This window comes from Stenotrophomonas sp. G4 (genome assembly GCF_003428825.1).
Lineage (GTDB): Bacteria > Pseudomonadota > Gammaproteobacteria > Xanthomonadales > Xanthomonadaceae > Stenotrophomonas > Stenotrophomonas indicatrix.
In genome coordinates this window covers 940,471-964,315 of record NZ_CP031741.1, presented here as the reverse complement: position 1 = coordinate 964,315, position 23,845 = coordinate 940,471, and the positions used below count along the sequence as shown (strand labels likewise).

Annotated in this window: 21 protein-coding genes; 7 read left to right on the top strand and 14 right to left on the bottom strand. The window is 66.8% G+C overall.

Translation table 11 applies throughout. From position 1 onward, the window contains the following. Positions 1–4 precede the first annotated feature (4 nt). The 5 genes from D0Y85_RS04330 to D0Y85_RS04310 all read right to left on the bottom strand — a co-directional run bounded on the left by D0Y85_RS04330 (position 5) and on the right by D0Y85_RS04310 (position 6,240). A complete protein-coding gene (locus tag D0Y85_RS04330; RefSeq protein ID WP_117309644.1) occupies positions 5–766 on the bottom strand; it encodes a CvpA family protein in 762 nt (253 codons plus the stop codon). A 43-nt stretch (positions 767–809) separates the two neighbouring features. Beyond that, a complete protein-coding gene (locus D0Y85_RS04325) occupies positions 810–1,847 on the bottom strand; it encodes an SPOR domain-containing protein (RefSeq protein ID WP_117309643.1) in 1,038 nt (345 codons plus the stop codon). 81 nt (positions 1,848–1,928) lie between these two features. Then, positions 1,929–3,200 carry a bifunctional tetrahydrofolate synthase/dihydrofolate synthase gene (gene folC / locus D0Y85_RS04320; RefSeq protein WP_117309642.1) on the bottom strand — a complete coding sequence of 424 codons (1,272 nt, stop codon included), beginning with the start codon at positions 3,198–3,200 and terminating at the stop codon, positions 1,929–1,931. A 42-nt stretch (positions 3,201–3,242) separates the two neighbouring features. Further along, on the bottom strand, positions 3,243–3,887 hold the full coding sequence (locus D0Y85_RS04315) for a histidine phosphatase family protein (protein WP_025878100.1): 645 nt from the start codon (positions 3,885–3,887) through the stop codon (positions 3,243–3,245). A 190-nt stretch (positions 3,888–4,077) separates the two neighbouring features. Beyond that, a complete protein-coding gene (locus tag D0Y85_RS04310; protein ID WP_117309641.1) occupies positions 4,078–6,240 on the bottom strand; it encodes a S46 family peptidase in 2,163 nt (720 codons plus the stop codon). A gap of 289 nt (positions 6,241–6,529) precedes the next feature. Here D0Y85_RS04310 and tdh point away from each other — a divergent pair, with 289 nt between their 5' ends. Beyond that, positions 6,530–7,552 carry an L-threonine 3-dehydrogenase gene (gene tdh, locus D0Y85_RS04305; protein ID WP_117309640.1) on the top strand — a complete coding sequence of 341 codons (1,023 nt, stop codon included), beginning with the start codon at positions 6,530–6,532 and terminating at the stop codon, positions 7,550–7,552. Between the two features lie 183 nt (positions 7,553–7,735). Here the strand turns inward: tdh and D0Y85_RS04300 are convergent, their stop codons facing one another. After that, a complete protein-coding gene (locus tag D0Y85_RS04300; RefSeq protein WP_117309639.1) occupies positions 7,736–8,428 on the bottom strand; it encodes a TorF family putative porin in 693 nt (230 codons plus the stop codon). Between the two features lie 211 nt (positions 8,429–8,639). Here D0Y85_RS04300 and kbl point away from each other — a divergent pair, with 211 nt between their 5' ends. Beyond that, entirely contained in the window at positions 8,640–9,845 is a 1,206-nt protein-coding gene (gene kbl, locus D0Y85_RS04295) for a glycine C-acetyltransferase (RefSeq protein ID WP_093817454.1), read from the top strand. 122 nt (positions 9,846–9,967) lie between these two features. On the opposite strand, the gene D0Y85_RS04290 is transcribed toward kbl, so the two are convergent. From D0Y85_RS04290 to D0Y85_RS04275, 4 genes are all read right to left on the bottom strand, one after another. After that, a complete protein-coding gene (locus D0Y85_RS04290; RefSeq protein WP_117309638.1) occupies positions 9,968–10,306 on the bottom strand; it encodes a hypothetical protein in 339 nt (112 codons plus the stop codon). Between the two features lie 84 nt (positions 10,307–10,390). Beyond that, complete coding sequence (locus tag D0Y85_RS04285) at positions 10,391–11,200, bottom strand: pseudouridine synthase (protein WP_162887612.1); 810 nt, start codon at positions 11,198–11,200, stop codon at positions 10,391–10,393. 20 nt (positions 11,201–11,220) lie between these two features. Continuing rightward, on the bottom strand, positions 11,221–11,727 hold the full coding sequence (locus D0Y85_RS04280; protein ID WP_049467667.1) for a hypothetical protein: 507 nt from the start codon (positions 11,725–11,727) through the stop codon (positions 11,221–11,223). Positions 11,728–11,944: 217 nt separating this feature from the next. Next, positions 11,945–13,033: an OmpA family protein gene (locus D0Y85_RS04275; protein ID WP_117309637.1), complete on the bottom strand. Its 1,089-nt coding sequence runs from the start codon at positions 13,031–13,033 to the stop codon at positions 11,945–11,947. A gap of 358 nt (positions 13,034–13,391) precedes the next feature. On the opposite strand from D0Y85_RS04275, the gene D0Y85_RS04270 reads away from it, so the two are divergent. The 5 genes from D0Y85_RS04270 (at position 13,392) to D0Y85_RS04250 (ending at position 18,738) form a co-directional block, all read left to right on the top strand. Then, positions 13,392–14,411: a zinc-binding alcohol dehydrogenase family protein gene (locus D0Y85_RS04270; protein ID WP_117309636.1), complete on the top strand. Its 1,020-nt coding sequence runs from the start codon at positions 13,392–13,394 to the stop codon at positions 14,409–14,411. 105 nt (positions 14,412–14,516) lie between these two features. Then, positions 14,517–15,146 (top strand): hypothetical protein, encoded by a 630-nt coding sequence (locus D0Y85_RS04265; protein ID WP_117309635.1) that lies wholly within the window; start codon positions 14,517–14,519, stop codon positions 15,144–15,146. Between the two features lie 105 nt (positions 15,147–15,251). Then, complete coding sequence (locus tag D0Y85_RS04260) at positions 15,252–17,282, top strand: NADPH-dependent 2,4-dienoyl-CoA reductase (RefSeq protein ID WP_117309634.1); 2,031 nt, start codon at positions 15,252–15,254, stop codon at positions 17,280–17,282. Positions 17,283–17,581: 299 nt separating this feature from the next. Next, positions 17,582–18,040 carry a cell wall hydrolase gene (locus tag D0Y85_RS04255; RefSeq protein WP_025878087.1) on the top strand — a complete coding sequence of 153 codons (459 nt, stop codon included), beginning with the start codon at positions 17,582–17,584 and terminating at the stop codon, positions 18,038–18,040. 86 nt (positions 18,041–18,126) lie between these two features. Continuing rightward, on the top strand, positions 18,127–18,738 hold the full coding sequence (locus tag D0Y85_RS04250; protein WP_117309633.1) for a glutathione S-transferase N-terminal domain-containing protein: 612 nt from the start codon (positions 18,127–18,129) through the stop codon (positions 18,736–18,738). A gap of 65 nt (positions 18,739–18,803) precedes the next feature. Here D0Y85_RS04250 and D0Y85_RS04245 read toward each other — a convergent pair whose 3' ends face one another. From D0Y85_RS04245 to D0Y85_RS04230, 4 genes are all read right to left on the bottom strand, one after another. After that, positions 18,804–19,847, bottom strand: a complete 1,044-nt coding sequence (locus tag D0Y85_RS04245; protein ID WP_117309632.1) for a suppressor of fused domain protein — start codon at positions 19,845–19,847, stop codon at positions 18,804–18,806. Positions 19,848–19,893: 46 nt separating this feature from the next. Then, positions 19,894–20,397 (bottom strand): hypothetical protein, encoded by a 504-nt coding sequence (locus tag D0Y85_RS04240; RefSeq protein ID WP_117309631.1) that lies wholly within the window; start codon positions 20,395–20,397, stop codon positions 19,894–19,896. Between the two features lie 227 nt (positions 20,398–20,624). Next, a complete protein-coding gene (prpE, locus tag D0Y85_RS04235) occupies positions 20,625–22,505 on the bottom strand; it encodes a propionate--CoA ligase (protein ID WP_117309630.1) in 1,881 nt (626 codons plus the stop codon). 641 nt (positions 22,506–23,146) lie between these two features. Beyond that, complete coding sequence (locus D0Y85_RS04230; RefSeq protein ID WP_117309629.1) at positions 23,147–23,761, bottom strand: RluA family pseudouridine synthase; 615 nt, start codon at positions 23,759–23,761, stop codon at positions 23,147–23,149. Positions 23,762–23,845 lie beyond the last annotated feature (84 nt).

The following is a 23,845-nucleotide window of genomic DNA, read 5'->3' as shown; positions in this document are numbered from 1 at the left end:
CCAGTTACAAGGAAGGTGGCCGTGCCTGGCCGTGGGTACCGCCCGCGGCTGGCGCGGGGCGGGCCGGGCGCGCGGGCGCCGGCTCGATGCTGCTGGGCAGTGTGGAGGCCGCACCGGGCTCCTGCTCCATCTCCACGGGCTGCGGCCATCCGCCGCCCGCCACTACCTGGTTGAGAACGCCATTATCGCCTGTCGCCGCCGGCTTGCCCAACACCTGCTGTGAAGATGGGGCGTTCTCGTCCAAGGGCAAGGGCAGCCGATCGGGAAGCAGGGCCTGCAGAGGCAACGCCTCCGGCAGCACCCTGTCCAGCTGCGGCAGCTGCGCCTGCATCCAGGCCACGGCAGGCTGGAGCAGCGGCCGCAGCTGCGACTGCTGCCACGCCGGCTCACCCGGCAATGCAGTGAAACCGGCCAGCAGCAGGAGGATGCAGGCGAAGAACAGGCCGCGCACCGCGCCCAATGCACCGCCCAGCACGCGATCGACGCCACCGAGCAGGGTCAGCTTGATCGCGGCCTTCAGCAGCAGGCCCAGCAGCCCGACCACCACCACGGTCAGAATGAAGACACCCAGGTATCCGGCCAGGTAGTGGCCGGTACCGGGCGGCGCCGGTGCCGCCCACCAATGCGAGGCCTGGTTGCCGAAGGTGAAGGCCATCCATCCAGCCAGCAACCATGACACCAGCGCGACCACGGTACCGACAAAACCACGGATGAAACCGAACAGGGCGGACGCGCCGATCAGCACGCCCAGCACGATATCGATCACGCGGCCCGCTCCTGCCAGCGACAGTGGCGGACAACGGGCCGGATCACGGGTGCGGTCGCACCATGCCGGCGACGCCGACCTTGGCGGCGACCTGCGCCTTCAACTGTTCGGCATCGGCGCGGTTGGCGACTGGCCCGACACGGACCCGGTGCAGGCTGCCCTTGTCGGTACGCACCTGCTCGACGAAAGCGCTGAAACCTGCCGCGCGCACCTTGTCGCGCAGAGCGTTGGCATCGGCGGCCTGGCCGAATGCGCCGAGCTGTACGGCAAAACCCACTCCGCTGGCGGCCGGTGCGGCCGGCGTGCTCGGCGGGGTGGCCGGCTTGCTGGCGGTCGCTTCCGGCTTGGCCTCGGGCTTCGGTTCCGGCTTGGCCACCGGCTTGGCCGGCTCCGGCTTGGCGGCCGGCGGTGCTGCTGCGGTCGGCGTACTCGGCGGCAGGCTTTCACTGCGCACCGGGTTGCCGGTCGCCGACGGCGTGGCCGCCGCGACGGGAGTACTGGCGCTCGGCGCGGGCGTCGGTGTGCTTGCCACCGGTGCGCTGGTCGAGGGCTTCGCATCGAGCGTGATGACTTCTGCCTTCACGTCGGCACGCACCTTCACCGCCTGCAGCCGGGCCGCTTCGGCCTGGGCACGGTCGGCATACGGCCCAACGCGAACGCGCCAGGCCGGGCGACCGTTGATCGATGCGGTCTCGATGAAGCCCGGAAGCTGCGAACGCTTGAGGTAGGCGATCACCGCATCGGCGTCGGCCTGGCTGCCGTAGGCGCCGAAGGTCACCGCGTAGTTACCGGCGGCGACGGCTGGCGAGGTGTCCACGGTCGGCGGTGTCGCCGGGGCGGCGGCCTCCTCGACGGGACGGGCCTGGCCACTCTGCAACCCGGTGGCGCCGCCGGCCGGTGCGACCAGCGGCAGTTCACGGGTTTCAAACTGGCCACCGGCCGGCGCATCGGGCGCGGCGATCGGCACAGAAGCCACACCGCTGTCCGGGGCCGGGCCCTTGACCAGCATCGGCAGGAAAATGACGGCCAAGGCCACCAGGACGATGGCACCAATCAGACGCTGTTTCAGGGGCGTATCCACGTAGGGCAGGCGGCAGGCTGGACGTTGCGGTCGATTATACGGGTGCGCGACCGCACGGCGTCGGTAATGGCTGAACGGCGGTCAGGCGTGGGCCTGCAGCCATTGCAGCGCAGCGGCGGCGGTATGGAAGGAACCGAATACCAGCACGCGGTCGCCGCGCTCGGCGCGGGCCAGCACCTGCGCCATCGCCTGTTCGACCGTGCCGGCCAGCGCCGCGGTGGCTGCCGCGGTATCTGCCAGCCGTGCCTGCAGTTCCGCCGCACTCTGCCCACGCGCGCCATCCAACCCGGCCAGGGTCCAGTCGCCCACTACCTCCTGCAGGGCCTGCACCACGCCCACGGCGTCCTTGTCCTGCAGCGCGGCGTACACCGCCAGGGTGCGCCCGGGGGATGCCTCGGCCTTCAGCGCACGCGCCAGCTGGCCGGCCGCCTGCGGGTTGTGGCCGACATCGACGCGGACCTGCACACCATCGCGCTCGAACGCCTGCAGGCGCCCGGCGATGCGCGCCGCTGCCACGCCTGCGGCCCATGCCGCGCGCGGCACCGGCCGGTCCAGCGCGCGCAGCGCCGCGATCGCCGCACCGGCGTTGGCCAGCTGGATCGGCCCGGCCAGCGTCGGCGTCGGCAGCTCCAGGCGGGTGCCGACATCGCGCCAGCGCCAACGCTGCGCGTCGATCGGTTCGTAGAAATAGTCGCTGCCGCCGCGGATCGCATTGGCACCCACCAGATAGGCGCGCGCCAGCACGCTCGACGGCGGATCGGTCTCGCCCAGGATCACCGGCTTCCAGCCGCGGATGATGCCGGCCTTCTCGGCACCGATGGCCTCGCGGTCCTCGCCCAGCCATTCGGCGTGATCGATGTCCACGGTGGTGATCACCGCCACGTCGGCGTCGACGATGTTGACCGCATCCAGGCGGCCGCCAAGGCCCACTTCCAGCACGGCCAGATCAAGATCGGCATTGGCGAACAACTGCAGCGCGGCCAGCGTTCCGTACTCGAAGTAGGTCAGCGTCACGTCACCGCGCGCGGCTTCGACTGTATTGAACGCGGCCACCAGTGCGGCGTCATCAGCATCCTGGCCATCGATGCGTACGCGCTCGTTGTAGCGCAGCAGGTGTGGCGAGGTGTACGCACCGACCTTCCAGCCCGCAGCGCGCGCGATGGCCTCGATGAAGGCGACGGTGGAACCCTTGCCGTTGGTACCACCGACCACGATGGTGTGCCTGGCCGGCGTGCCCAGGCCCATCGCGGTGGCCACGGTGCGCACGCGCTCCAGCCCCATGTCGATGCTGGCCGGATGCTGGCGTTCAATGTAGTCCAGCCATTCGGCCAGAGTGGTCGGGGTGTTCTTCACGGCAAGACTTCCAACAGGTGCAGGTGGTTCAGGGCAGAAGATTCAGAGTGCGCGGTGCTTGGCTTCACCGAAGAACGGCGTGTGGTGGGCGCAGTCGTTCAGGCGCACCACTTCCAGGCTGTCCAGGTCGGCGCCTTCAAGCAGGTTGAGCGTGGTCGGTGCCTGGCGGAAGGTCCACAGCCGCGACAACGGCAGGCCCAGCACCTTGCACAGGATCACCCGGTTGACTGCGTCGTGGGCGACCACCAGCAGGGTGTCGTGTTCGCCAAGGCCTTCGGCGGCACGGGCCAGGCCGCGCCAGCTGCGCTCCAGCACCAGGCGCAGCGATTCGCCGCCCGGCATCAGCACGGTGTCCGGTTCATTGCGCCACGCCTGCAGGCGCGACGGGTCTTTTTCGTTGATTTCGCTGGCCAGCAGGCCTTCCCACTCACCGTGGGCGATTTCCTGCAGCTCCGGCTCGGTCAGCAGCATGTCGGCGCGTGCAGCACCCAGGGCCAGTTGCGCGGTGCGTTGGGCACGCGACAGCGGCGAGGCCACGGCGCGGGTGATGTCCACCGAAGCCAGGCGGGCGCCAAGCGCCTGGGCCTGGGCCTCACCGATGGGCGAAAGCGGGATGTCGATCTGGCCTTGGTAGCGGCCTTCGGCGTTCCACGGCGTTTCGCCGTGACGGGCAAGCAGGATGCGCATGCGAACAAGGGGTCCTTGGGGGAGGAGTTCCGGCGCATTGTTCACATCCTGTGAAGTGCGCGGAACAGGGATCATACCTGTTCGGCGGACCCGGCCGGTCGGGGCATGAAAAAACCCCGCGACAGACGTCGCGGGGTTTCAGGAACTCCGGCTATCTGGTCGAGGTTGCCGGCCAGCGGCCGGCACTACCTTATTTGGCCAGATTCAGTTCCTTCAGCAGCTGCGGCGCCGGCGCCACTTCCTGCATGATCCACTGCATGTAGCGGCTGTCGACGGCAATCATGCGGGTCATCACCGGGTCGAACACCCAGTTGGAACTGACCGATTCCCAGTTGCCGTCGAAGGCCAGGCCGACCAGCTTGCCGTTGGCATCGAGCACCGGCGAACCGGAGTTGCCGCCGGTGATGTCCAGGTTGGACAGGAAGTTCACCGGTACCGAACCGATCCGCTTGTCTTCCAGACCGCCGTAACGCTTGGCCTTGACCGCATCGAGCAGGGCCTTCGGCGAGTCGAACGGATCCTCACCGGTTTCCTTCGCCGCCACACCTTCCAGGGTGGTGAACGGAGTGTACTTCACGCCGTCCTTGCCATAGCCCATCACGTTGCCGAAGGTGATGCGCAGCGACAGGTTGGCATCGGGATAGACGAACTCGCCCTGGCTCTTCTTGTAGTCGGCCACGGCCTGCAGGTAGAGCGGACGAGCGGTCAGCGATTCGCCCTCGCGGATCTTCTTCTGCTCTTCCTGCTTCAGCAGCGCCGGCATGACGGCCACCGCGTACTGGATGGCCGGATCATTGCTGGCTTCAAACGCAGCGCGATCGGCCTTGAACCACTTCAGGCGGTTGTCCAGGCTGCCCAGTCCGGTGCCGCCCAGCTTGGTCACCAGCGACTTCACCGCAGTGGCATCGCTGCCGGCCAACCACGTGTTCAGCACTTCGTTGTCGCGCTGCGCGGCCGGCAGGGCCACGTACTGGTCCAGCCAGTAGGTCTGCAGCTGCTGGTCCATCTTCGCCACGTAGCGGCGATCCATCTGCTTCAGGCTGCCCTCGATGGTGGTCAGGTCGCGGTCCTGGTAACCCGCTTCGCGCTCGGCGTTGGGCTTGCTGCGCTCGATCGACAGGCGGTACAGGGTGATGGCCGCGCCCACCGCGGAGGTGTTGTTGAACTGGCCGACGAACAGGTCGCGCTCGCGCGTCGACTTGCTGGTATCCAGGTGCTGCAGCAGCTGCGCGTGTGCAGCCAGTGCCGGCTTGCCGGCAGCGCCCTGCTTCTTCAGCCAGGCCAGCACCGCCGCTTCTTCGGCCTGCTTCTGGCCGGCGGCATCGATGCGCTTGAAGCCTTCCAGCTGGCCCAGGTAGTTCTTGGCCACGTTGTTCATGCTGGCGGCGGTGGCGGCGTACTTCACCTTGACGTCGGCGTCGGCCTTGCCGGCGTCGGCGATCATCTTCAGCACTGCGTTGTAGTGGCGCGCGATGGTCGGGTAGGTGAAGCTGGCAGTCTCGTTGAACTCGCTGGCCAGCGCGTAGCGGTTGGTGCGGCCCGGGTAGCCGGCCACCATCACGAAGTCGTCGGCGCCCAGCGGCGTATCGGCGAACTTCAGGAAGTGCTTGGGCTGGTAGGGCACGTTGTCGGCCGAGAACGCCGCCGGCTTGCCGTCCTTGCCGACGTAGGCACGGTAGAACGAGAAGTCACCGGTGTGGCGCGGCCACATCCAGTTGTCGACGTCACCGCCGAACTTGCCGACGCTGCCCGGAGGTGCATAGACCAGGCGCACGTCCTTGATTTCCAGGTTGCGGAACAGGCGGTAGGTGTTGCCGCCGGAGAACGAGTACAGGCGGCAGCGGAAGCCGGCATCGGCTTCACACGCGGCGACCTGGGCCTTGTCGAAAGCATCCAGCGCACGGCTGCGGGCCAGCGGGTCCTTGCCGGCGCCGGCGATGGCCGCCTTGGCCTGGGCAGTGACGTCGGTGATCTGGTCGAGCACGAACACGCGGGCATTCGGGCCGGCACTCAGTTCATCGCTGAGCTTGGGCGCGTTGAAGCCGTCCTTGATCAGGTTCTTCTGTGCGGTCGAGTTCAGCTGGATCGCACCGTAGGCACAGTGATGGTTGGTGACCACCAGGCCCTGCGGGGAGACGAAGCTGGCGGTGCAGCCGCCCAGCGCGACCACCGCGCCCATCGGGTCACCGGTCAGGTTGGCCAGCTGTTCCGGGGACAGCTTGAGGCCGGCCTTCTGCAGCGGGCCGGCGATTTCCGGCAGCTGCTGCGGCACCCACATGCCTTCAGCGGCATGGGCGACCTGGACCAGCCCGAGGCTGGCGACGACGGAGAATGCAAGCAGGTTCGAGCGCATGGAGCGGCCCCTGGTAGTGGAACCCTCGATTGTAGCCCGCCACCCTGCCCCGGCCCGAACCCCGGAAGTCATGGACCCCGGCCCGCCGGGCATGGCCCGGCGCTACCCGCGCGATTTGCCGGTAGCGCCGGGCCATGCCCGGCGAGCGCAGCGGCGCTGTTCGAAACGCCCGCCTGCGCACAGCTTTCGTTCCACCACTGCACCCGCAGCGCAACATGGGAAATCCGCGTGGCGCCCTATAATCCGCGCTTTCCCCCTGATGAGTTCCACCCCGATGGCGCAGCAAACGATGAAGGCCCTGGTCAAGCGCGAAGCGGCCAAGGGCATCTGGATGGAAGAGGTCCCGGTGCCGACCCCGGGCCCCAACCAGGTCCTGATCAAGCTGGAAAAGACCGCGATCTGCGGCACCGACCTGCATATCTACCTGTGGGACGAATGGAGCCAGCGCACGATCAAGCCGGGCCTGACCATCGGTCATGAGTTCGTCGGCCGCATCGCGCAGATCGGCCCGGGCGTGACCGGCTACGAGATCGGCCAGCGCGTGTCGGCCGAAGGCCACATCGTCTGCGGCCACTGCCGCAACTGCCGCGGCGGTCGTCCGCACCTGTGCCCGAACACCGTCGGCATCGGCGTCAACGTCAACGGTGCGTTCGCCGAATACATGGTGATGCCGGCCAGCAACCTGTGGCCGATTCCCGACCAGATCCCCTCCGAGCTGGCCGCCTTCTTCGACCCGTACGGCAATGCCGCGCACTGCGCGCTGGAATTCAACGTCATCGGCGAAGACGTGCTGATCACCGGCGCCGGCCCGATCGGCATCATCGCGGCGGGCATCTGCAAGCACATCGGTGCACGCAACGTGGTGGTGACCGACGTCAACGACTTCCGCCTGAAGCTGGCCGCCGACATGGGCGCCACCCGCGTGGTCAACGTCGCCAACACGTCGCTGAAGGACGTGATGAAGGAACTGCACATGGAGGGCTTCGACGTGGGCCTGGAAATGAGCGGCAACCCGCGCGCGTTCAACGACATGCTCGACTGCATGTACCACGGCGGCAAGATCGCCATGCTCGGCATCATGCCCAAGGGCGCCGGCTGCGACTGGGACAAGATCATCTTCAAGGGCCTGACCGTGCAGGGCATCTACGGCCGCAAGATGTACGAGACCTGGTACAAGATGACCCAGCTGGTGCTGTCCGGCTTCCCGCTCGGCAAGGTGATGACCCACCAGTTGCCGATCGACGACTTCCAGAAGGGCTTCGACCTGATGGAAGAAGGCAAGGCCGGCAAGGTGGTCCTCAGCTGGAATTGACCCTTCGGGTCAATTCCCCCGCAGGTTTCCTTATCCCCGCGCCGTCGGCGCGCCCCCTTGAACAACAAGGGGCTCTCCCCAGTTGGGATCAAGAACGCTGCGGAATCGAAAAAGGCGCCCATTGGGCGCCTTTTTCGTGAAGCGTGCCAGGCAAGCCAGGCACCTACCGTAACGCCTGCGGCGTTACTTGCCTACGGCCACGCTCAGCATCACCCGGCTGTGGGCCAGCTTGCCGGAGTTGTCGCGGCCATTGCCATCGGTGCCGTAGTAACCCAGGCCGACATTGAACAGGCCGAACTGCCGGGCGACGCCGACGTTCCAGTCGGTGTAGTCCTTGGCGATACCGTCCTCGAAGGTGCTGCGACCGACGTTGGCGTTGAGCGTGACGTCCTTCGGCAGGCCCCAGCTGCCACCCAGGCCGAAGTACCAGCCGTCGGTGCTGCTGTTCCACACATCGTTGCTGTAGGCCACCGTCAGCTTGTAGGTGTCGTCCAGCGTGGTGGTGGTGATCAGCTCGTTGTAGTTCTGGTGGCTGGCCTTGAGGTAGGTGTAACGGTTCAACAGCACGTCGAAGTTGACGCGCTCGGTCACGTCCACGCCGTAGCCGATCAGGTAGTCGACCTCGGTCTTCGGATCGCCCGGACCGAAGTCCACGCCCGAGCCCCAGACACCGGCATACAGGCCAACCGGGCTGGTGTAGGTGAAGCCGGCCTGCAGGGTCGGATCCTCATCGGTCTGCGACACACCACGGAACAGGTAGTCCGAGACGGCGGTGACGTTCCAGCTGTACGGAGATTCGTTGTCCTGGGCGCTGGCGGCGAACGGCGCGAGGGTCAGGGCGGCGGCAATGGCGAGGCAGGCACGGGCGTGCTTCATGAGCGTCTCCGGTGGGGTCGGTGGCGTGGAAGGCGGGGATCTGCAGCGGGCGCAGCAACCGGAGCCAGACAGCCCCGGTTCACGAATTTTTAACCCGTTTGCTATTGCGATGCAACATGTGCCGGCCATGGCGGTGCCCCATCCGGCCCGGTCCGCTGCGGTCGATGCCCGGTAGAATCAGTGGTTTCCCGTGCTGAGCCGTGCCCACGCCATGACCGACTCCTCCGCCCTGACCCGCCACTATGCTGAGGAACTGGACGCCATCCGCGCCCAGGGCCTGTTCAAGTCCGAGCGGATCATCACCAGCCCGCAGTCCGCCGAGATCACCCTGGAAGACGGCCGCAAGGTGCTGAACTTCTGTGCCAACAACTACCTCGGCCTGGCCGACCATCCTGACCTGATCCAGGCCGCGAAGGACGCGCTGGACAGCCACGGTTTCGGCATGGCATCGGTGCGCTTCATCTGCGGCACCCAGGACCTGCACAAGCAGCTGGAGAAGCAGATCGCCGACTTCTTCGGCAAGCAGGACACCATCCTGTACGCGGCCTGCTTCGACGCCAACGGCGGCCTGTTCGAACCGCTGCTGGGCGAGAACGACGCGATCATTTCCGATGCCCTGAACCATGCCTCGATCATCGACGGCGTGCGCCTGTGCAAGGCCAAGCGCTTCCGCTACGCCAACTGCGACATGGCCGACCTGGAAGCGCAGCTGCAGGCCGCCGATGCGGCCGGCTGCAAGACCAAGCTGATCACCACCGACGGCGTGTTCTCGATGGATGGCTTCATCGCGCCGCTGGACGAGATCACCGCGCTGGCGAAGAAGTACAACGCGCTGGTGCACATCGACGAATGCCATGCCACCGGCTTCCTCGGCGCGACGGGCCGCGGCTCGGCCGAGGTCAAGGGCGTGCTGGAGAAGATCGACATCATCACCGGCACCCTGGGCAAGGCCATGGGTGGCGCGCTGGGTGGCTTTACCTGCGCCAGCGCCGAAGTGATCGAGCTGCTGCGCCAGCGCTCGCGCCCGTACCTGTTCTCCAATTCGCTGCCGCCGCACGTGGTCGCCGCCGGCATCAAGGCGTTCGAGATGCTGGCCGCGGCCGATGACCTGCGCAGCACCCTGGCCGCCAACACCACCTACTTCCGCGAGAAGATGACCGCTGCCGGCTTCGACGTGAAGCCCGGCGTGCACCCGATCAGCCCGGTGATGCTGTACGACGCACCGCTGGCGCAGAAGTTCGCCGAGCGGCTGCTGGAAGAAGGCATCTATGCGATCGGTTTCTTCTTCCCGGTGGTGCCCAAGGGCCAGGCGCGCATCCGCACCCAGATCAGCGCCGCGCACACTCGCGAACACCTGGACCGGGCGATCGATGCGTTCACCCGCATCGGCGTCGAGCTGGGCGTGATCAAGGGCTGATCACCCACGGATAACGCCGGGCCATGCCCGGCGGTTTCCCGATAGCCGCGCCATGCGCCCGCCGGGCACGGCCCGGAGCTCCCCTTCAGGACGTGCCGACCAAGGTCGGCACCTGCCAGACCTTATTTCTTCTTTTTCTTCTTGTCCTTGGGTTCGTCCTTGCTGGCAACCACCACCGGCTTGGCGGCAGCGTCCTGCCCGTTGCCCTTGGCAACGCGGATGCCATTGGCTTTCATCCAGGCATCGAACTGGTCGGCGGTCATCTTCTGGTCGCCGTTGCTCATCATGAAGCGGTAACTGCCGCGGCCATCCAGTTCCGGGGTCTTCACTTCAACCACCGGGGTTTCGGCAGGGAGTTCGGCCTTGGCCGTCTTCTTGTGGCCGCCGCAGGCCGTCAACAGCACGATCGGCAACAACAGGCTGGCGCAGCGCAGGGTTTGCTTGAGGCTCGGGTGATACATGGCAGGCTCCGTTCTGGACATTCGACAACCAGGCGCCCCCTACGCCTGGAACGGTGGCCGGCGAGCGCCGGCCGTGGGCATCACTCAGCCCGGTGCAGCGGCCCCCAGCCGCTGCTGGTCACTGACCTCCAGCGCCCGCCACTGGCCCTTGCCGAGATCGCCGAGTGTGAGCTCGCCGATCGCAACCCGGACCAGGCGCAGCACCTGCAGGTCGAAGGCCGCCAGCAGGCGACGGATATGGCGGTTGCGGCCCTCGTCGAGGACCACCTCCAGCCAGGCGGTCTTGTCGCCGCTGCGCAGCACGCGCACGGCCAGAGCAAGCAGGAACTCGCCCTCGTCTTCGACACCGGCGCGCAGCGCGGCCAGGGTGTCCTCGTCGGGCAGGCGATCAACCTGCACGTGGTAGGTCTTGTGCGGGCCGGTCTGCGGATCAGTCAGGCGCGCAGCCCACTGCGGATCGTTGCTGAACAGCAGCAGGCCTTCACTGGCCTTGTCCAGGCGACCTACCGGCGCGATCCACGGCAGGCCGGCACCATCGAAGCAGCGGTACACGGTGTCGCGGCCACGCTCGTCCTGCACGGTGGTGACCACCCCGCGCGGCTTGTTGAGCATCAGGTACAGACGTTGCGGTGCGCCCATCGGCTGGCCGTCGACCTCGATCGGCGGCGCCGGGCTGGCAATCGGGAATTCCGGATCACGGACAATGCGCCCGGCGACACGAACACGGCCATCGGCGATCCAGCGCGCGGCCTCGCTGCGCGAGCACACGCCGGCCTTGGACAGCACGCGCGCCAGGCCATGGCGCACGCCAGCGGAAACCGCAGGGGGGGTCGCACGCCCACGCGCAGCGTGGGAGCGGGCAGCGGGGGCAGCAGGTGGGCGGCGCGTACGCAAGCCTCTGCTCCCCGCCGCGCTTACTTCTTGTCGACCGGCTTGGTCTCAGCCGGTACTTCGGCAGCGGCCGGGGTGGCAGCCGGAACCGGACGTGCCTTGACCACGCGTACGCCGCGCGCCTTCATCCAGGCGTCGAACTCTTCGGCGGTCATGCGCTTGCCGTTCTGGCTCATGTCGAAGCGCCACGGCGTGTTGTCGAATTCGGTCTGCGGCTTGTACGCAGCCGGATCATTGGGCTTTACCGCCGGCGCGCTCGGAATCGCCTTGGCGATGTTCTGGCAGCCATCGATGCGCAACCGCTGCAGCACCTGGTCCAGCGACTGCGACGGATCGTAGCTGCTGCCCAGCACGCCACTGGCCATGCCCAGCTGGCTGCTGCGGATGTACAGCTCATCGGCCACCGGGGCGACGGCCGTGGCCGGCAACGGCAGCGGCGAGGCGCTGGTGTTGACCGAGCAATCGACCGCAGCGTGAGCAGCGGGAACCAGAGCCAGCGCCAGAACGGCAGCCGATGCAGAGCGCAGCATGAGGGCATCCACGAAAGGAAGTGACGCGGCGAGTTTAGCAATGCCGCGTCATCTTTCAAGCGCCACTTTCAATGAATACGGCAACTCATTGGTTTCATGGGCAAATCACCGACGAACGGTCACCTTTCCAGCGCTGATTCATCATTACAGGCCGCACAAACAACAAGACCCGGCCGAAGCCGGGTCCTGCTGTGTCTTACTGGCAGAGCGTCAGAACTCAGTTCTGGACGTTCAGCTCGGTACGACGGTTCTTGGCGCGACCTTCCGGATTGTCCGAACCATCCGGGTTGGTGTTCGGCGCAATCGGGCGGCTCTCGCCGTAGCCGATCGGACCGGCCAGACGGCCAGCGTCGACGCCGTTCTTGGTCAGGTAGTTGTACACCGCGGTGGCGCGGCGCTCCGACAGCTTCTGGTTGTAAGCGTCGGTACCCTTCGAGTCGGTGTGACCGGCAACTTCAACGCGCAGATCCGGGTAACGCTTCAGGATCTCGGTGGCTTCGCTCAGGATGGCCACAGCGTCCGGACGCAGGTTCGACTTGTCGAAGTCGAAGTTCACGCCCTTCAGGTCGATCGAGACCGGCACCGGGCAACCGTCCGGACCGATGGTCTGACCCGGCTGCGAGTTCGGGCACTTGTCGTCGCAGTTGTTGACGCCGTCACCGTCGTCATCCAGGTCGGCGCAGCTCGGGGCAACCGGAGCCGGAGCCGGAGCAGCAGCCACCGGGGCCGGGCCCAGCGGGATCACGACGCCGACCGAAGCCAGCACGTCGCCGAACCAGCTTTCGTCGCGCGCGGCGATGCTCTGGTCGTCGAAGTCAGCGCGGTAGGCCACTTCGGCGCGCACAGCAACGCGCTTGTCGAAGGTGGTCTGCAGACCGACGCCGAGCTTGGCGGCAACGTTGCCGTCCTTGCGGTCGGCCGGGCCGTTCGGGCCAGCTGCGTACTCTTCTTCAGACTTCTGGTAGCCCAGGCCGCCCACGATGTAGGGGTTCCAGCCGCGGCCTTCCTTGATGAAGTGGCGACGCAGATCGAACGACACGCCGTACTGCGACCAGTTCTGATCCTGGTTGGCGTCGAAGTTCGGGTTCTGGTAGTTCAGCTCACCATCCAGCGACCAGTTCGGGCTGATGAACTTGCCCAGACCCAGGGTCACGAACGGAGCGTCGTTGGTCAGGCGGTCGCTGTCCTGGAAGTTGAAGCCGGCCGAACCGGTCAGGTACCAGCGGTCATCGAACTCCTGCGCCGACGCAGCCTGGGCGAATGCCAGACCGCCCAGCAGCGCGGCAGTAAGGATCTTCTTGTTCATTGAGTACAGCTCCTATTTCGGGGGTATGAAACCGGTAGAGGCATGGGCCAGCACTACTGCGTCGATGTTCAGACAGCCGATTCAGCACGCCACCGCCGCGAACATTATGCTCAGGCGGGTGAAGGTCATGTTAACAGTCCCGTAACATGTGAAGCGCCGCGCACGACCGGCCACCGGTCCGACGTTGAAACCCTATACAGGATGATGAAAATCCGCAAGACCCGCGCACCACAAGGGTTTGGAAGGGTTTAAGGGCCAGATGCATCAGATTTGTCGCTCGTTATCCCAAAGCGGTTCAGCGCGCGCCCATCGAGGTGAGGAACCTTATGATGCAGACAGGAACCGAGCTGGAGCTGCAATGAAAGCCGTCGCCCTGTGCCGTGACTCCGCCCCTGCCCTGCGTGATCTGGTGGTGCCACCGCCGCAACCGCCGCGTGGCCGTGACCTGCTGATCCGTGTCGAAGCACTTTCCGTCAATCCCGTCGACGGGAAGCTGCGTGCAGCCACGCCGGCCATGTCGCTGGATGCCCCGCGCATTCTCGGCTGGGACGCGGCAGGGGTGGTCGAAGCGATGGGCGAGGAGGCCAGCCTGTTCGCCTCCGGTGACGAGGTCTACTACGCAGGAGATGTCACCCGCCCTGGCTGCAATGCACAGTATCAGCTGGTGGATGAGCGGCTGGTGGCACGCAAACCGACCACCCTCGATTTCGCCGAAGCGGCCGCGCTGCCGCTGACCACCCTCACTGCGTGGGAACTGCTGTTCCAGCGCATGCCCCTGCAGCTTGATGATCGCCGCCACGCTGGCCAGCGCCTGCTGGTGATCGGCGGTGCCGGCGGCGTCGGCTCGATGGCGATCCAGCTGGCCCACCACGCGGGGTTTGAGGTCATTGCCACCGCCTCGCGTGAAGCCTCGATCGACTGGTGCCGGCGGATGGGCGCCCAGCATGTCATCGACCATCGCCAGCCCCTGTTGCCGCAGCTGCAGGCGCTCGGCATCGACGAAGTGCAGGTGGCACTCAACCTGGCCGACACCGATCACTACTGGGACGAACTGGGCCAGCTGCTGGCACCACAGGGTCATGTAGGCCTGATCGTGGAACCCCGCGGTCCGCTGCGCATCGGCGATCCCTACAAGGCCAAGTGCATCGGCATCCATTGGGAATTCATGTTCGCCCGCGCGCGCTTTGCCACCGCCGACCGCATTGAGCAGCACCGCATCCTCAATCGGGCCGCCAGCATGATCGACGCGGGCCAGCTGCGCGGCACGCTGAGCGAAGTGCTGGGCCCGATCAATGCGGCCAACCTGGACGCCGCCCATCAGCGTCTGGCCGGCGGCCGCACCATCGGCAAGCTGGCGCTGGCCGGCTGGGACGACTGATTCAGCGCGCTCCGCCTGTCGCAGTGGATTGGCCGACATCTGTATCTATTGAACGGCCCGTTTCGGGGATAGGGTGGAAACAGATTCCCATCCCTCGAGCCTGCCATGCCCTCCGCCCTGCCCCTGCGCCTGCTGCAACTGATCATCGGCCTGTTCCTCTACGGCTTCGGCGCCTCGCTGATGATCCGCGCCGCGATCGGTGTCGCGCCGTGGGACGTGCTGTCGCAGGGCATCGCTGCGCAGACGCCGTTGTCGTTCGGCCTGGCCACCAACGTGATCGGCGCGCTGGTGCTGCTGCTGTGGTGGCCGCTGCGGCAGAAGCCCGGTGTCGGTACCGTGCTCAACGTGATGCTGATCGGCCCTTCGGCCCAGTTCGGACTGTGGCTGCTGCCACCGGCGGTCGGCCTGGGCTGGCAGGTGGCGATGTTCTGCGCCGGCATGCTGCTGGTGGCGCTGGCCACCGGCCTGTACATCGGCGCCAGGCTGGGCCCCGGCCCGCGCGATGGCCTGATGACGGGACTGCACGCGCGCACCGGCTGGCCGATCTGGAAGGTGCGCAGCCTGATTGAAGGCAGCGTGCTGCTGCTGGGTTGGTGGCTGGGCGGCAATGTCGGCGTCGGCACGCTCGCCTTCGCGTTGCTGATCGGACCATTGTGCGGGGTCACCCTTGGCTGGTTCGGGATCGGCCGCGCACCGGTAGTGCCGGCCGCTGGCCGGCAACCGCAATCGCCCTGAGCTGACCGGTAGGCCGGGCATGGCCCGGCGCCACCGAGCGAGCAGCCCTTGCTCCGGGCGCCGTTTCGCGGCACCCTTCGCGCTTCCGTACGCAAGCGTATCGACATGTCGCCAGCCAACGAAAGCGCCTTCCCCCACCTGTTCGCCCCGCTGGACCTGGGCTTCACCCAGCTGCGCAACCGGGTGCTGATGGGCTCGATGCACACCGGCCTGGAGGACCGCGCGCGCGACTTCCCGCGCCTGGCCGCCTACTTCGCAGAACGCGCCGAAGGCGGCGTTGGCCTGATCGTCACCGGCGGCTTCGCGCCGAACGTGGTGGGCTGGCTCAAGCCCTTCGGCGGCAAATTGTCCTGGCCATGGGAAGTGCGCCCGCACCGGCAGCTGACCGCCGCCGCGCACCAGCACGGCGCGAAGATCTGCCTGCAGCTGCTGCACGCCGGGCGCTATGCCTATCACCCGCTGTCGGTGGCGCCGTCGAAGCTGAAGGCACCGATCAATCCGTTCACCCCGCGCGCCTTGTCGGCCAGCGGTGTCGAGCGGCACATCGCCGACTATGCACGCAGCGCGAAGCTGGCCCGCGAAGCCGGCTACGACGGCGTGGAAGTGATGGGCTCGGAGGGCTACCTCATCAACGAGTTCATCGCCCCGCGCACCAACAAGCGCAGCGACCGCTGGGGTGGTAATGCCGCACAACGCATGCGCTTCGCGGTTGAGATCGTGCGCCGCATCCGCGAAGCCTGCGGCCCGGATTTCATCATCATCTACCGCCTGTCGCTGGTCGACCTGGTCGAAGACGGCAGCAACTGGGAAGAGATCGTGCAGCAGGCCCAGGCCATCGAGGCCGCCGGTGCGACGATCCTCAATTCCGGCATCGGCTGGCATGAAGCGCGCATTCCGACCATTGCCACGTCGGTACCGCGTGGCGCATTCGCCGCGGTCACCGCCAAGCTCAAGCCGCATGTGTCATTGCCGCTGGTGGCGACCAACCGCATCAACATGCCCGAGGTCGCCGAACGCATCCTCGCCGATGGCGGTGCCGACATGGTGTCGCTGGCCCGTCCGCTGCTGGCCGACCCGCAGTGGCCGAACAAGGCCCGCGCCGGCCGCGCCGAAGCCATCAACACCTGCATCGCCTGCAACCAGGCCTGCCTGGACCACGTGTTCGAGAACAAGCTGGCCAGTTGCCTGGTCAACCCGCGCGCCGCCCACGAGACCGAGCTGGTCTATACCCCGACCACCGCACCGAAGCGGGTGGCCGTGGTCGGCGCCGGCCCGGCCGGCCTGGCCTGCGCTACGGTCGCTGCCGAACGCGGCCACCAGGTCACCCTGTTCGACGCCAGCGAGGAGATCGGTGGCCAGTTCAACGTGGCCAAGCGCATTCCCGGCAAGGAAGAGTTCCACGAGACGCTGCGCTATTTCCGCCACAAGCTGGGCGAGACCGGCGTGCAGCTGCGCTTGGGCACCCGTGCCGACGTGGCCAGCCTGGCCGGTTTCGATGAAGTGGTGCTGGCCACCGGCATCGTGCCGCGCAAGGTCGACTTCCCCGGTGCCGACCACGCCAAGGTGGTGAACTACCTGGACGTACTGCTGGGCCGGGTCGAGGTGGGTGGCAGTGCGGCCATCATCGGTGCCGGCGGCATCGGCTTCGATGTCGGCGAGTTCCTTGCCCATGACGGCCCCTCGCCGTCGCTGGACCCGCAGCGCTGGATGGCCGAATGGGGCGTGGATGCCACCTTCGAGGCCCGCGGTGCACTGGCCCGCCCGGCGGTGGAGGCGTCGCCGCGCAGGCTGTGGCTGCTGCAGCGCAGTGCCGGCAAGCCCGGTGCACGCCTGGGCAAGACCACCGGCTGGATCCACCGCGCCACGCTGAAGGCCAAGGGCGTGCGCATGCTGGGTGGTGTCGAGTATCTGGGCGTGGACGATGCGGGCCTGCGCATCCGCGTGGACGGCAGCGAACAGCTGCTGCCGGTCGACCACGTGGTGATCTGTGCCGGCCAGGAACCGCAGCGCGCGCTGCAGGCCGAACTGCAGGCCGCGGGCATCACCGCGCACTTGATCGGTGGTGCAGATGTGGCCGCCGAACTCGATGCAAAACGTGCGATCGATCAGGGCAGCCGACTCGCCGCCGCGCTCTGATGAGCACCTGAATGGGGGCCGGAATATGATTTCCGTCACCGGCCCCCAAGCTGAATGTCAAGCCGGACGATTCAGGATGCGTTCGGCAATGCCCCCCTACCTTGCGCCGACTTTCTGCTCACCAGCCAGTTTCCGGTGAGCCGGTGCGGACCCCGCCGATCGATCCACGATCGTGTTCTTGGGGCCGCCCACGGGGCAGCCCCGATGGCCGCCTCCCCATGACGCCAAGTCGTACCCCGCCTCCAGCAGCCTGCGCTGCCGGAACCGCCAGGTGCGTCCCACACGGAGCAAGGAGTTATATGAAACTGGCCTGGATTCTCTGGCTGTCGCAGTTGCTGCCGCAGCCGGCCGCTGATTCATTATGTTTGAGCACCACCGTTTACCTGGAAGCCCGCGACCAGACCCTGCGTGGCCAGCAGGCCGTGGCCGAGGTCGCCCTGCGTCGCCTCGACAGTGGCCTGTGGGGCGACTCGATGTGCCAGGTGGTGACCGCGCGCAAGCAGTTCGCCCCCACCATCGTCTCCCCCGGCACCCAGCTGGGCAACGATGCGGCGTGGAGTGAGGCGATGGACGTGGCCTTCGACGCCGAGCGCAACTGGGCGCTGCCGGCCGGCGAGCGCCGCGAGATCGTGCCTGGCGCCAGCCACTTCGCTGCGCTGGCCATTGCCAGCCCGAACTGGCGAAACGCCTACCAGGTGGCCACCATCGGCGATCACACCTTCTACAAAGTGCAGAACCTCAAGCCCCGGCAGTCGTAACGATCCGTTGCCGGTGGCAGCGTTGCCGCGTGCCGCTGGGCTCTGGGATAGTGGTGGTTTCCCGCCACACCCCGCCTGGAGTTCCCATGAAGCTGTACAGCAAGCCCGGTGCCTGTTCCACCGCCGACCACATCGCCCTGCAGTGGACCGGCCAGCCGTTCGAAGTCGAACTGCTGAACAAGGACACCCTGAAGGGTCCGGAATTCCTCAAGATCAATCCGGCCGGCGCGGTACCGGCGATCGTCGATGGCGACTTCGTGCTGGTGCAGAACGCGGCGATCATGGGCTACATCGCCGACAGCTACCCGCAGGCCGGTCTCGGCGGCGATGGCAGCCCGCGCCAGCGCGCTGAAGCCACCCGCTGGCTGGCCTTCGTCAACTCCGACGTGCACCCGGCGTTCTCGCCGCTGTTCGCGCCGGGCAAGTTCATCGCCGATGAAGGCCAGCACGACGCGATCCGCGCCGCCGCGCACAAGCGCCTGCGCGGCCTGTTCGAGACCGCCGACAGGCAGCTGGCCGACAAGCCGTGGCTGGCCGGCTTCCGCAGCTTCGCCGATCCCTACTTCTACATCACCCTGCGCTGGGCGGCCGGCACCAAGGTCGACCTGTCGGGCCTGGACAACCTGGCCGCCTACAAGGCGCGCATGGACGCCGATCCGGGCGTGCAGGCGGTGCTGAAGGCCGAAGGCCTGGCCTGATGGAACCGGGGTCGGATCCGTCTGCGCAGCAGGCGGCTCCGACCCCATTGGTGCCATCGGCGCGGTCAGCCGATTTCGCGGATCACTTCGCCCTTCGCATCGCGCAGGAACGTCGGCACCACTTCAACCTGCAACGTATTCGACACCGGGTAGGTCCCGCGTTGCGGCCGCACGCCATGCCAGGCCTGCAGCGCCGCCTCATCCAGTATCCAGCGCACGTTGTCGTCCTCGACCGCGAGCGCGCCATCGGCGGCCGGCATGAACTCCCATTGCCGTTCGCGGCTGACCAGCGTCAGTGCCTTGCCGTGGCGCAGGCGCAGTGGCAGCAGCTCACCCACACTGCCGACCTGCCCGGCCCCCAGCACCAGCGTGGTGATACCCGCCGTCTGCCGCCAGTCCAGCGTCTCGATGAACAACATGCCGGTACTGGACCCCTCACGCTCGCTGCCGGCCTGCACCCGCGCAGCCAGCGCCGGATCGTCCAGCAGATTGCCGCGATGCAGATCGGTGATCCACAGCGGCATCGCGTCCTCAAGCACCTGCAGGACACCGCGCGTGGACCAGCGCTTGATCGCGTCCATTTCCTCGTCGGTCAACCCCACCACCTGCAGGAACTGCAGCTGCCCGTTGGCAGTGTCGCGCGCCGGCAACTGCGGATCGGCAACGAACGCCAGATGGCAGAGACGGGTGTCGGTCTCCAGCGCGATCGGGCCATTGGCGTTGAGGTGGTGGCCATCCTCGAACACATTGCCGCTGCTGAACACGTAGCGCGCCAGATTCTGCAGCAGGTTCATCGGCCACGCAGGCGGCGTGCTGCCTGCATCCTCACCCTTGTCCGCAGCCAGGCGGAACGTCAGCTCGAAACCATAGCCACTGGTGGCCGCATCACTGCTCTCTTTTGCATACAGTTCTGACAGGCCGTAGGTGATGTAGTGCCAATGCGGAACCGGTGATTCCGCCCAGTACACGCTGATGCCGTCGAGCGGATCCTGGCCACCCAGCGTGTACGGCAACGCGGTACCGAAGTGACGCGGCTCCTGGCCGGCGTACAGCGGTGCCAGCGCGGCATTGATCGCATCCCAACCGGGGGTATCGGTGTCGTCCTGCATGCGGGGCTCCTGGGCGGAAAAAGAACGGACCACTTTACCCCGGGTGTCAGCCGGGCACGACCTCTGCCGTGACCGGTGCCATCGAGATCTGCATCTCCTGCCACCAGCGCTGGGCCAGCGCCGGGCTGCGTGCCTTGCCGATCGCGGCGATCATTTCCGGGCACAGTTTTTCCAGGGCGACCGCGTCGGTACAGCGCTCGATCTTCAACTGCATGAAGTAGCCTTTCAGGCCCAGATGCCGGCGCACGGCATCGCTCATCGCGTCGTACAACTGCTGGTACAGCGCCGGATCCTGCTCGCGGCCGCTGCACAGCCCGCGCTGCGGAGCAGGTTCGGCCCTGCCGCCGACCACTTCGATCAGGCCCAGTGCAGCCAGCTGCTGCAGCGCATCCGGCGGCGCGCGCAGTCCTTCGAACAAACCGCGCAGTTCGCTTTCATCGCGCTGGCCGTCAACCATCAACAGGATCGAACGCAGCGCCGCCGGCAGGCGCCGGGCACGATCTTCGATTTCCTGTCGGCCAGCGGCCGTCTTGGCATGCAGCAGTGCCATAGCTCCCCCTCCCTTCGATGCGATACGCATGCGCGCCCTTGCGGGCACGCCCCCCTGTTCGTCATCCCCGGGTGGCACGCGCGTTCCCCGGCGCGTGCCGCGTGTTGCAGGTCGATGACAGGCGGAGCTTAGCGCATGTCCTGGCAGGCTTGGGTAGCGCCAGGCCGTGCCTGGCGGCTTTGCCGCGCTTTGCGCTCGCCGGGCATGGCCCGGCGCTACCACCCCGATCAGCGTCCCAGCGCGCGGCGGATCTCTTCCAGCGCCCCCGGGTCGTCCAGCGTCGACAGGTCGCCGGGGTCGCGCTGCTCGGCCAATGCCTGCAACGAGCGACGCAGCAGCTTGCCCGAACGGGTCTTGGGCAGCGCGTTGACCACATGGATGTGCGCCGGCCGCGCCACCGCACCCAGCGAGGCGGTCACCGTGGCCATCATCTCGGCCACCACTGCGGCCGGGTCTTCGCCATCGAGCCCCTGCTTGAGGGTGACGAACACCAGCGGCACCTGCCCCTTCAATTCGTCCTTCACCCCGATCACCGCTGCCTCGGCCACGCGCGGGTGACTGGAGATGGCCTCTTCGATCTCACGCGTGCCCAGACGGTGCCCGGCCACGTTGATCACATCGTCGGTGCGGCCGAGGATGAAGGTATAGCCATCGTCATCGCGGATGGCCCAGTCCAGCGAGCTGTACAGCAGTTCCTTGAAGTGGCTGAAGTAGCTCTGCAGGAAGCGGCTGTCGTCATTCCAGACCGTGCTCATGCAGCCCGGCGGCAACGGCGGCGTCATCACCAGCACACCCTTCTGCCCGGCAGCCACCTCTTCACCGGTGTTCTCGTCGATCACCTTCATCCGGTAGCCGAGATTGGGGAACCCGGGCGAGCCGAACCGCACCGGCTTCATGTCCAGCCCAGGCAGCAGGGTCAATGCCGGCCAACCGGTTTCGGTCTGCCAGTAGTTGTCGATGATCGGCTTGCCCAGCGCGTCGCTGATCCAGTGCGCGGTCGGCTCGTCCAGCGGCTCGCCGGCCAGGAACAGATACTTCAGCGCATCCAGGTCGTGGCGGTGGATGAAATCGGCATCGTGCTTCTTCAGCACGCGGATCGCCGTCGGCGAAGAGAACATCGTGCGCACGTTGTACTGCTCGCACAACGCCCACCAGATGCCCGGATCGGGGTTGGTCGGCAGCCCTTCGTACAGCAGCGAGGTGCAGCCGCCGATCAACGGGCCATACACGTTGTAGGAATGGCCCACGGCCCAGCCGACATCGGAGGTGGAGAACATCACCTGTCCCGGCCTGCAGTCGAACACGGTCTGCATCGACTGCGCCATCGCCACCGCATAGCCACCGACATCGCGCTGCACGCCCTTCGGCTTGCCGGTGGTGCCGGAGGTATACAGCAGGTAGCTGGGCTCGCTCGATTCCAGCCATTGCACCGGCACATCGATCTGCCCGATCTGCGCACGCAGGGTGGCGTACTCGACGTCGCGCCCTTCGATGCGGGGCTCGGCCGGGTCCAGCCCGCGCGAAACGATCAGCACGTGCGGCGGCGGACTGCTGGCTTCGGCGCAGGCGGCATCGACCATCGCCTTGTACGGAATGAGCTTGCCGCCACGCATGCCGGCATCGGCAGCGATCAGCAGCTTCGGCTTGGCATCGTCGATGCGCAGCGCGAGGTTGTGCGCAGCGAAGCCACCGAACACCACCGAGTGCACCGCACCGATACGTGCACAGGCAAGCATGGCGAACACGGCCTCGGCCATGTTCGGCATGTAGATCACCACGCGGTCGCCGTGGCCGACGCCAAGGTGCTTCAGCACGGCGGCGAAGTCGTTCACTTCTCGATACAGCTGGCGATAGGTGATTTCGCGGGTGCTGTTGGTTTCGGTGGAGATGGCGACCAGTGCGAGCTGGTCCGGGCGGTCGGCCAGATGCCGGTCGACGGCGTTGTAGCAGAGGTTGGTTTCACCGCCCACGAACCAGCGCCGGAACGGCGGGTTGCTGTAGTCGAGCACCTGTTGCGGCGGCTTGTGCCAATGGATGCGCTTGGCTTCCTCGCCCCAGAATGCCTCCGGCTCGTCGATCGAGCGGCGGTAGGTTTCCTCGTAGTTCATGACGCAGCCCTCCCAGACAAAGTCATGGCTTCGAGCATAGTCCGGCGCTGGCGCGTGGGCCGCCCTACCTTGGTAGGGGGTGTGTTGCCGGCAGGGCTGCGCCCTGCACCCGCCGAAGCAACGGCAACGGCAACGGCAACGGCAACAGCAAGAGCGTGCATTCCTTGGGATGGCGGGGTGGGGCCGGTTGCGGGGGACGCCGTGAATACGTCCATGTAGGCTCGGTCGCGCCATCCATGGCGCTCACGCCCCCGCAACCGGACCCACCCCGCCTTCGACAACTTCGCGCCGCTGTTGGGCTGCTGTTGGTAGCTGTCGACCTTGGTCGACACGTAGATCCACGCCATGCGTGGATGCTTTTCGTTCACTTGTCGAAATATTCGATTCCGATGGATTTGATCCACGCAAAGCGCGCACAGACCTCCGTCACCGGAGATCTGTCGAAGGCGGGGCGGTGTGGGTTGGCAGGACCGTTGGCGCCATGGATGGCGCCATCGAGCCCCCATGGATGGGTTTACGGCGTGTCCTGCCAACCCACACCGCCCCGCCCAACACGCAGAAAACCAGATCTGCCTTGGCTTTAGACGTTGCTTCGGTTCGTAGCAGGTGCAGGGCGCAGCCCTGCCGAATACCCTACCCTTCTAGAACGGAGTCGCAGATTCGAACGCGAGCGCCTCGCCCGTCACCGGATGAGTGAACTGCAGTTTGCGCGCATGCAGGCACACGCGCTGCGCGGCCTCTGCGCCATACAGCACGTCGCCGATGATCGGATGACCCAGGCTGGCCATGTGCAGGCGCAGCTGATGGCTGCGGCCGGTGACCGGCTCCAGTTCAACGCGCGTTCGTTGCGCCTCGGTGTCACGCGACAGTACCCGCCATCGGGTCAGTGCTGGCTTGCCGCGTTCGTGGTCGACCATCTGCCTGGGCCGGTTCGGCCAGTCGACGATCAGTGGCAGGTCCACTTCACCGGTATCCTCTTCCAGCAGCCCCTGCACGATGGCTTCATAACGCTTGCCCACCTGGCGCTTCTCGAACTGCATCGACAGCGCTACCTGCATGTCCTTGCCGCGCGCGTGCAACAGCAGGCCAGAGGTGACCTGGTCCAGGCGATGCACGGTCAACGCATCGGCATACACCGCCTGCAGCCGTGCGACCACGCAGTCCTGGTTCTCCGCCAAGCGGCCGGGCACGGACAGCAGGCCGGCCGGCTTATCGGCCACCAGCAGCGCGTCGTCGATGTAATGCAGAAGGATCATGTCGTTGCCAGGTACTCCATACGAAAACGGGGAAGCCGAAGCCTCCCCGTTTCCTGCGTACCGGCCAACGGCCGGTACCTGCCC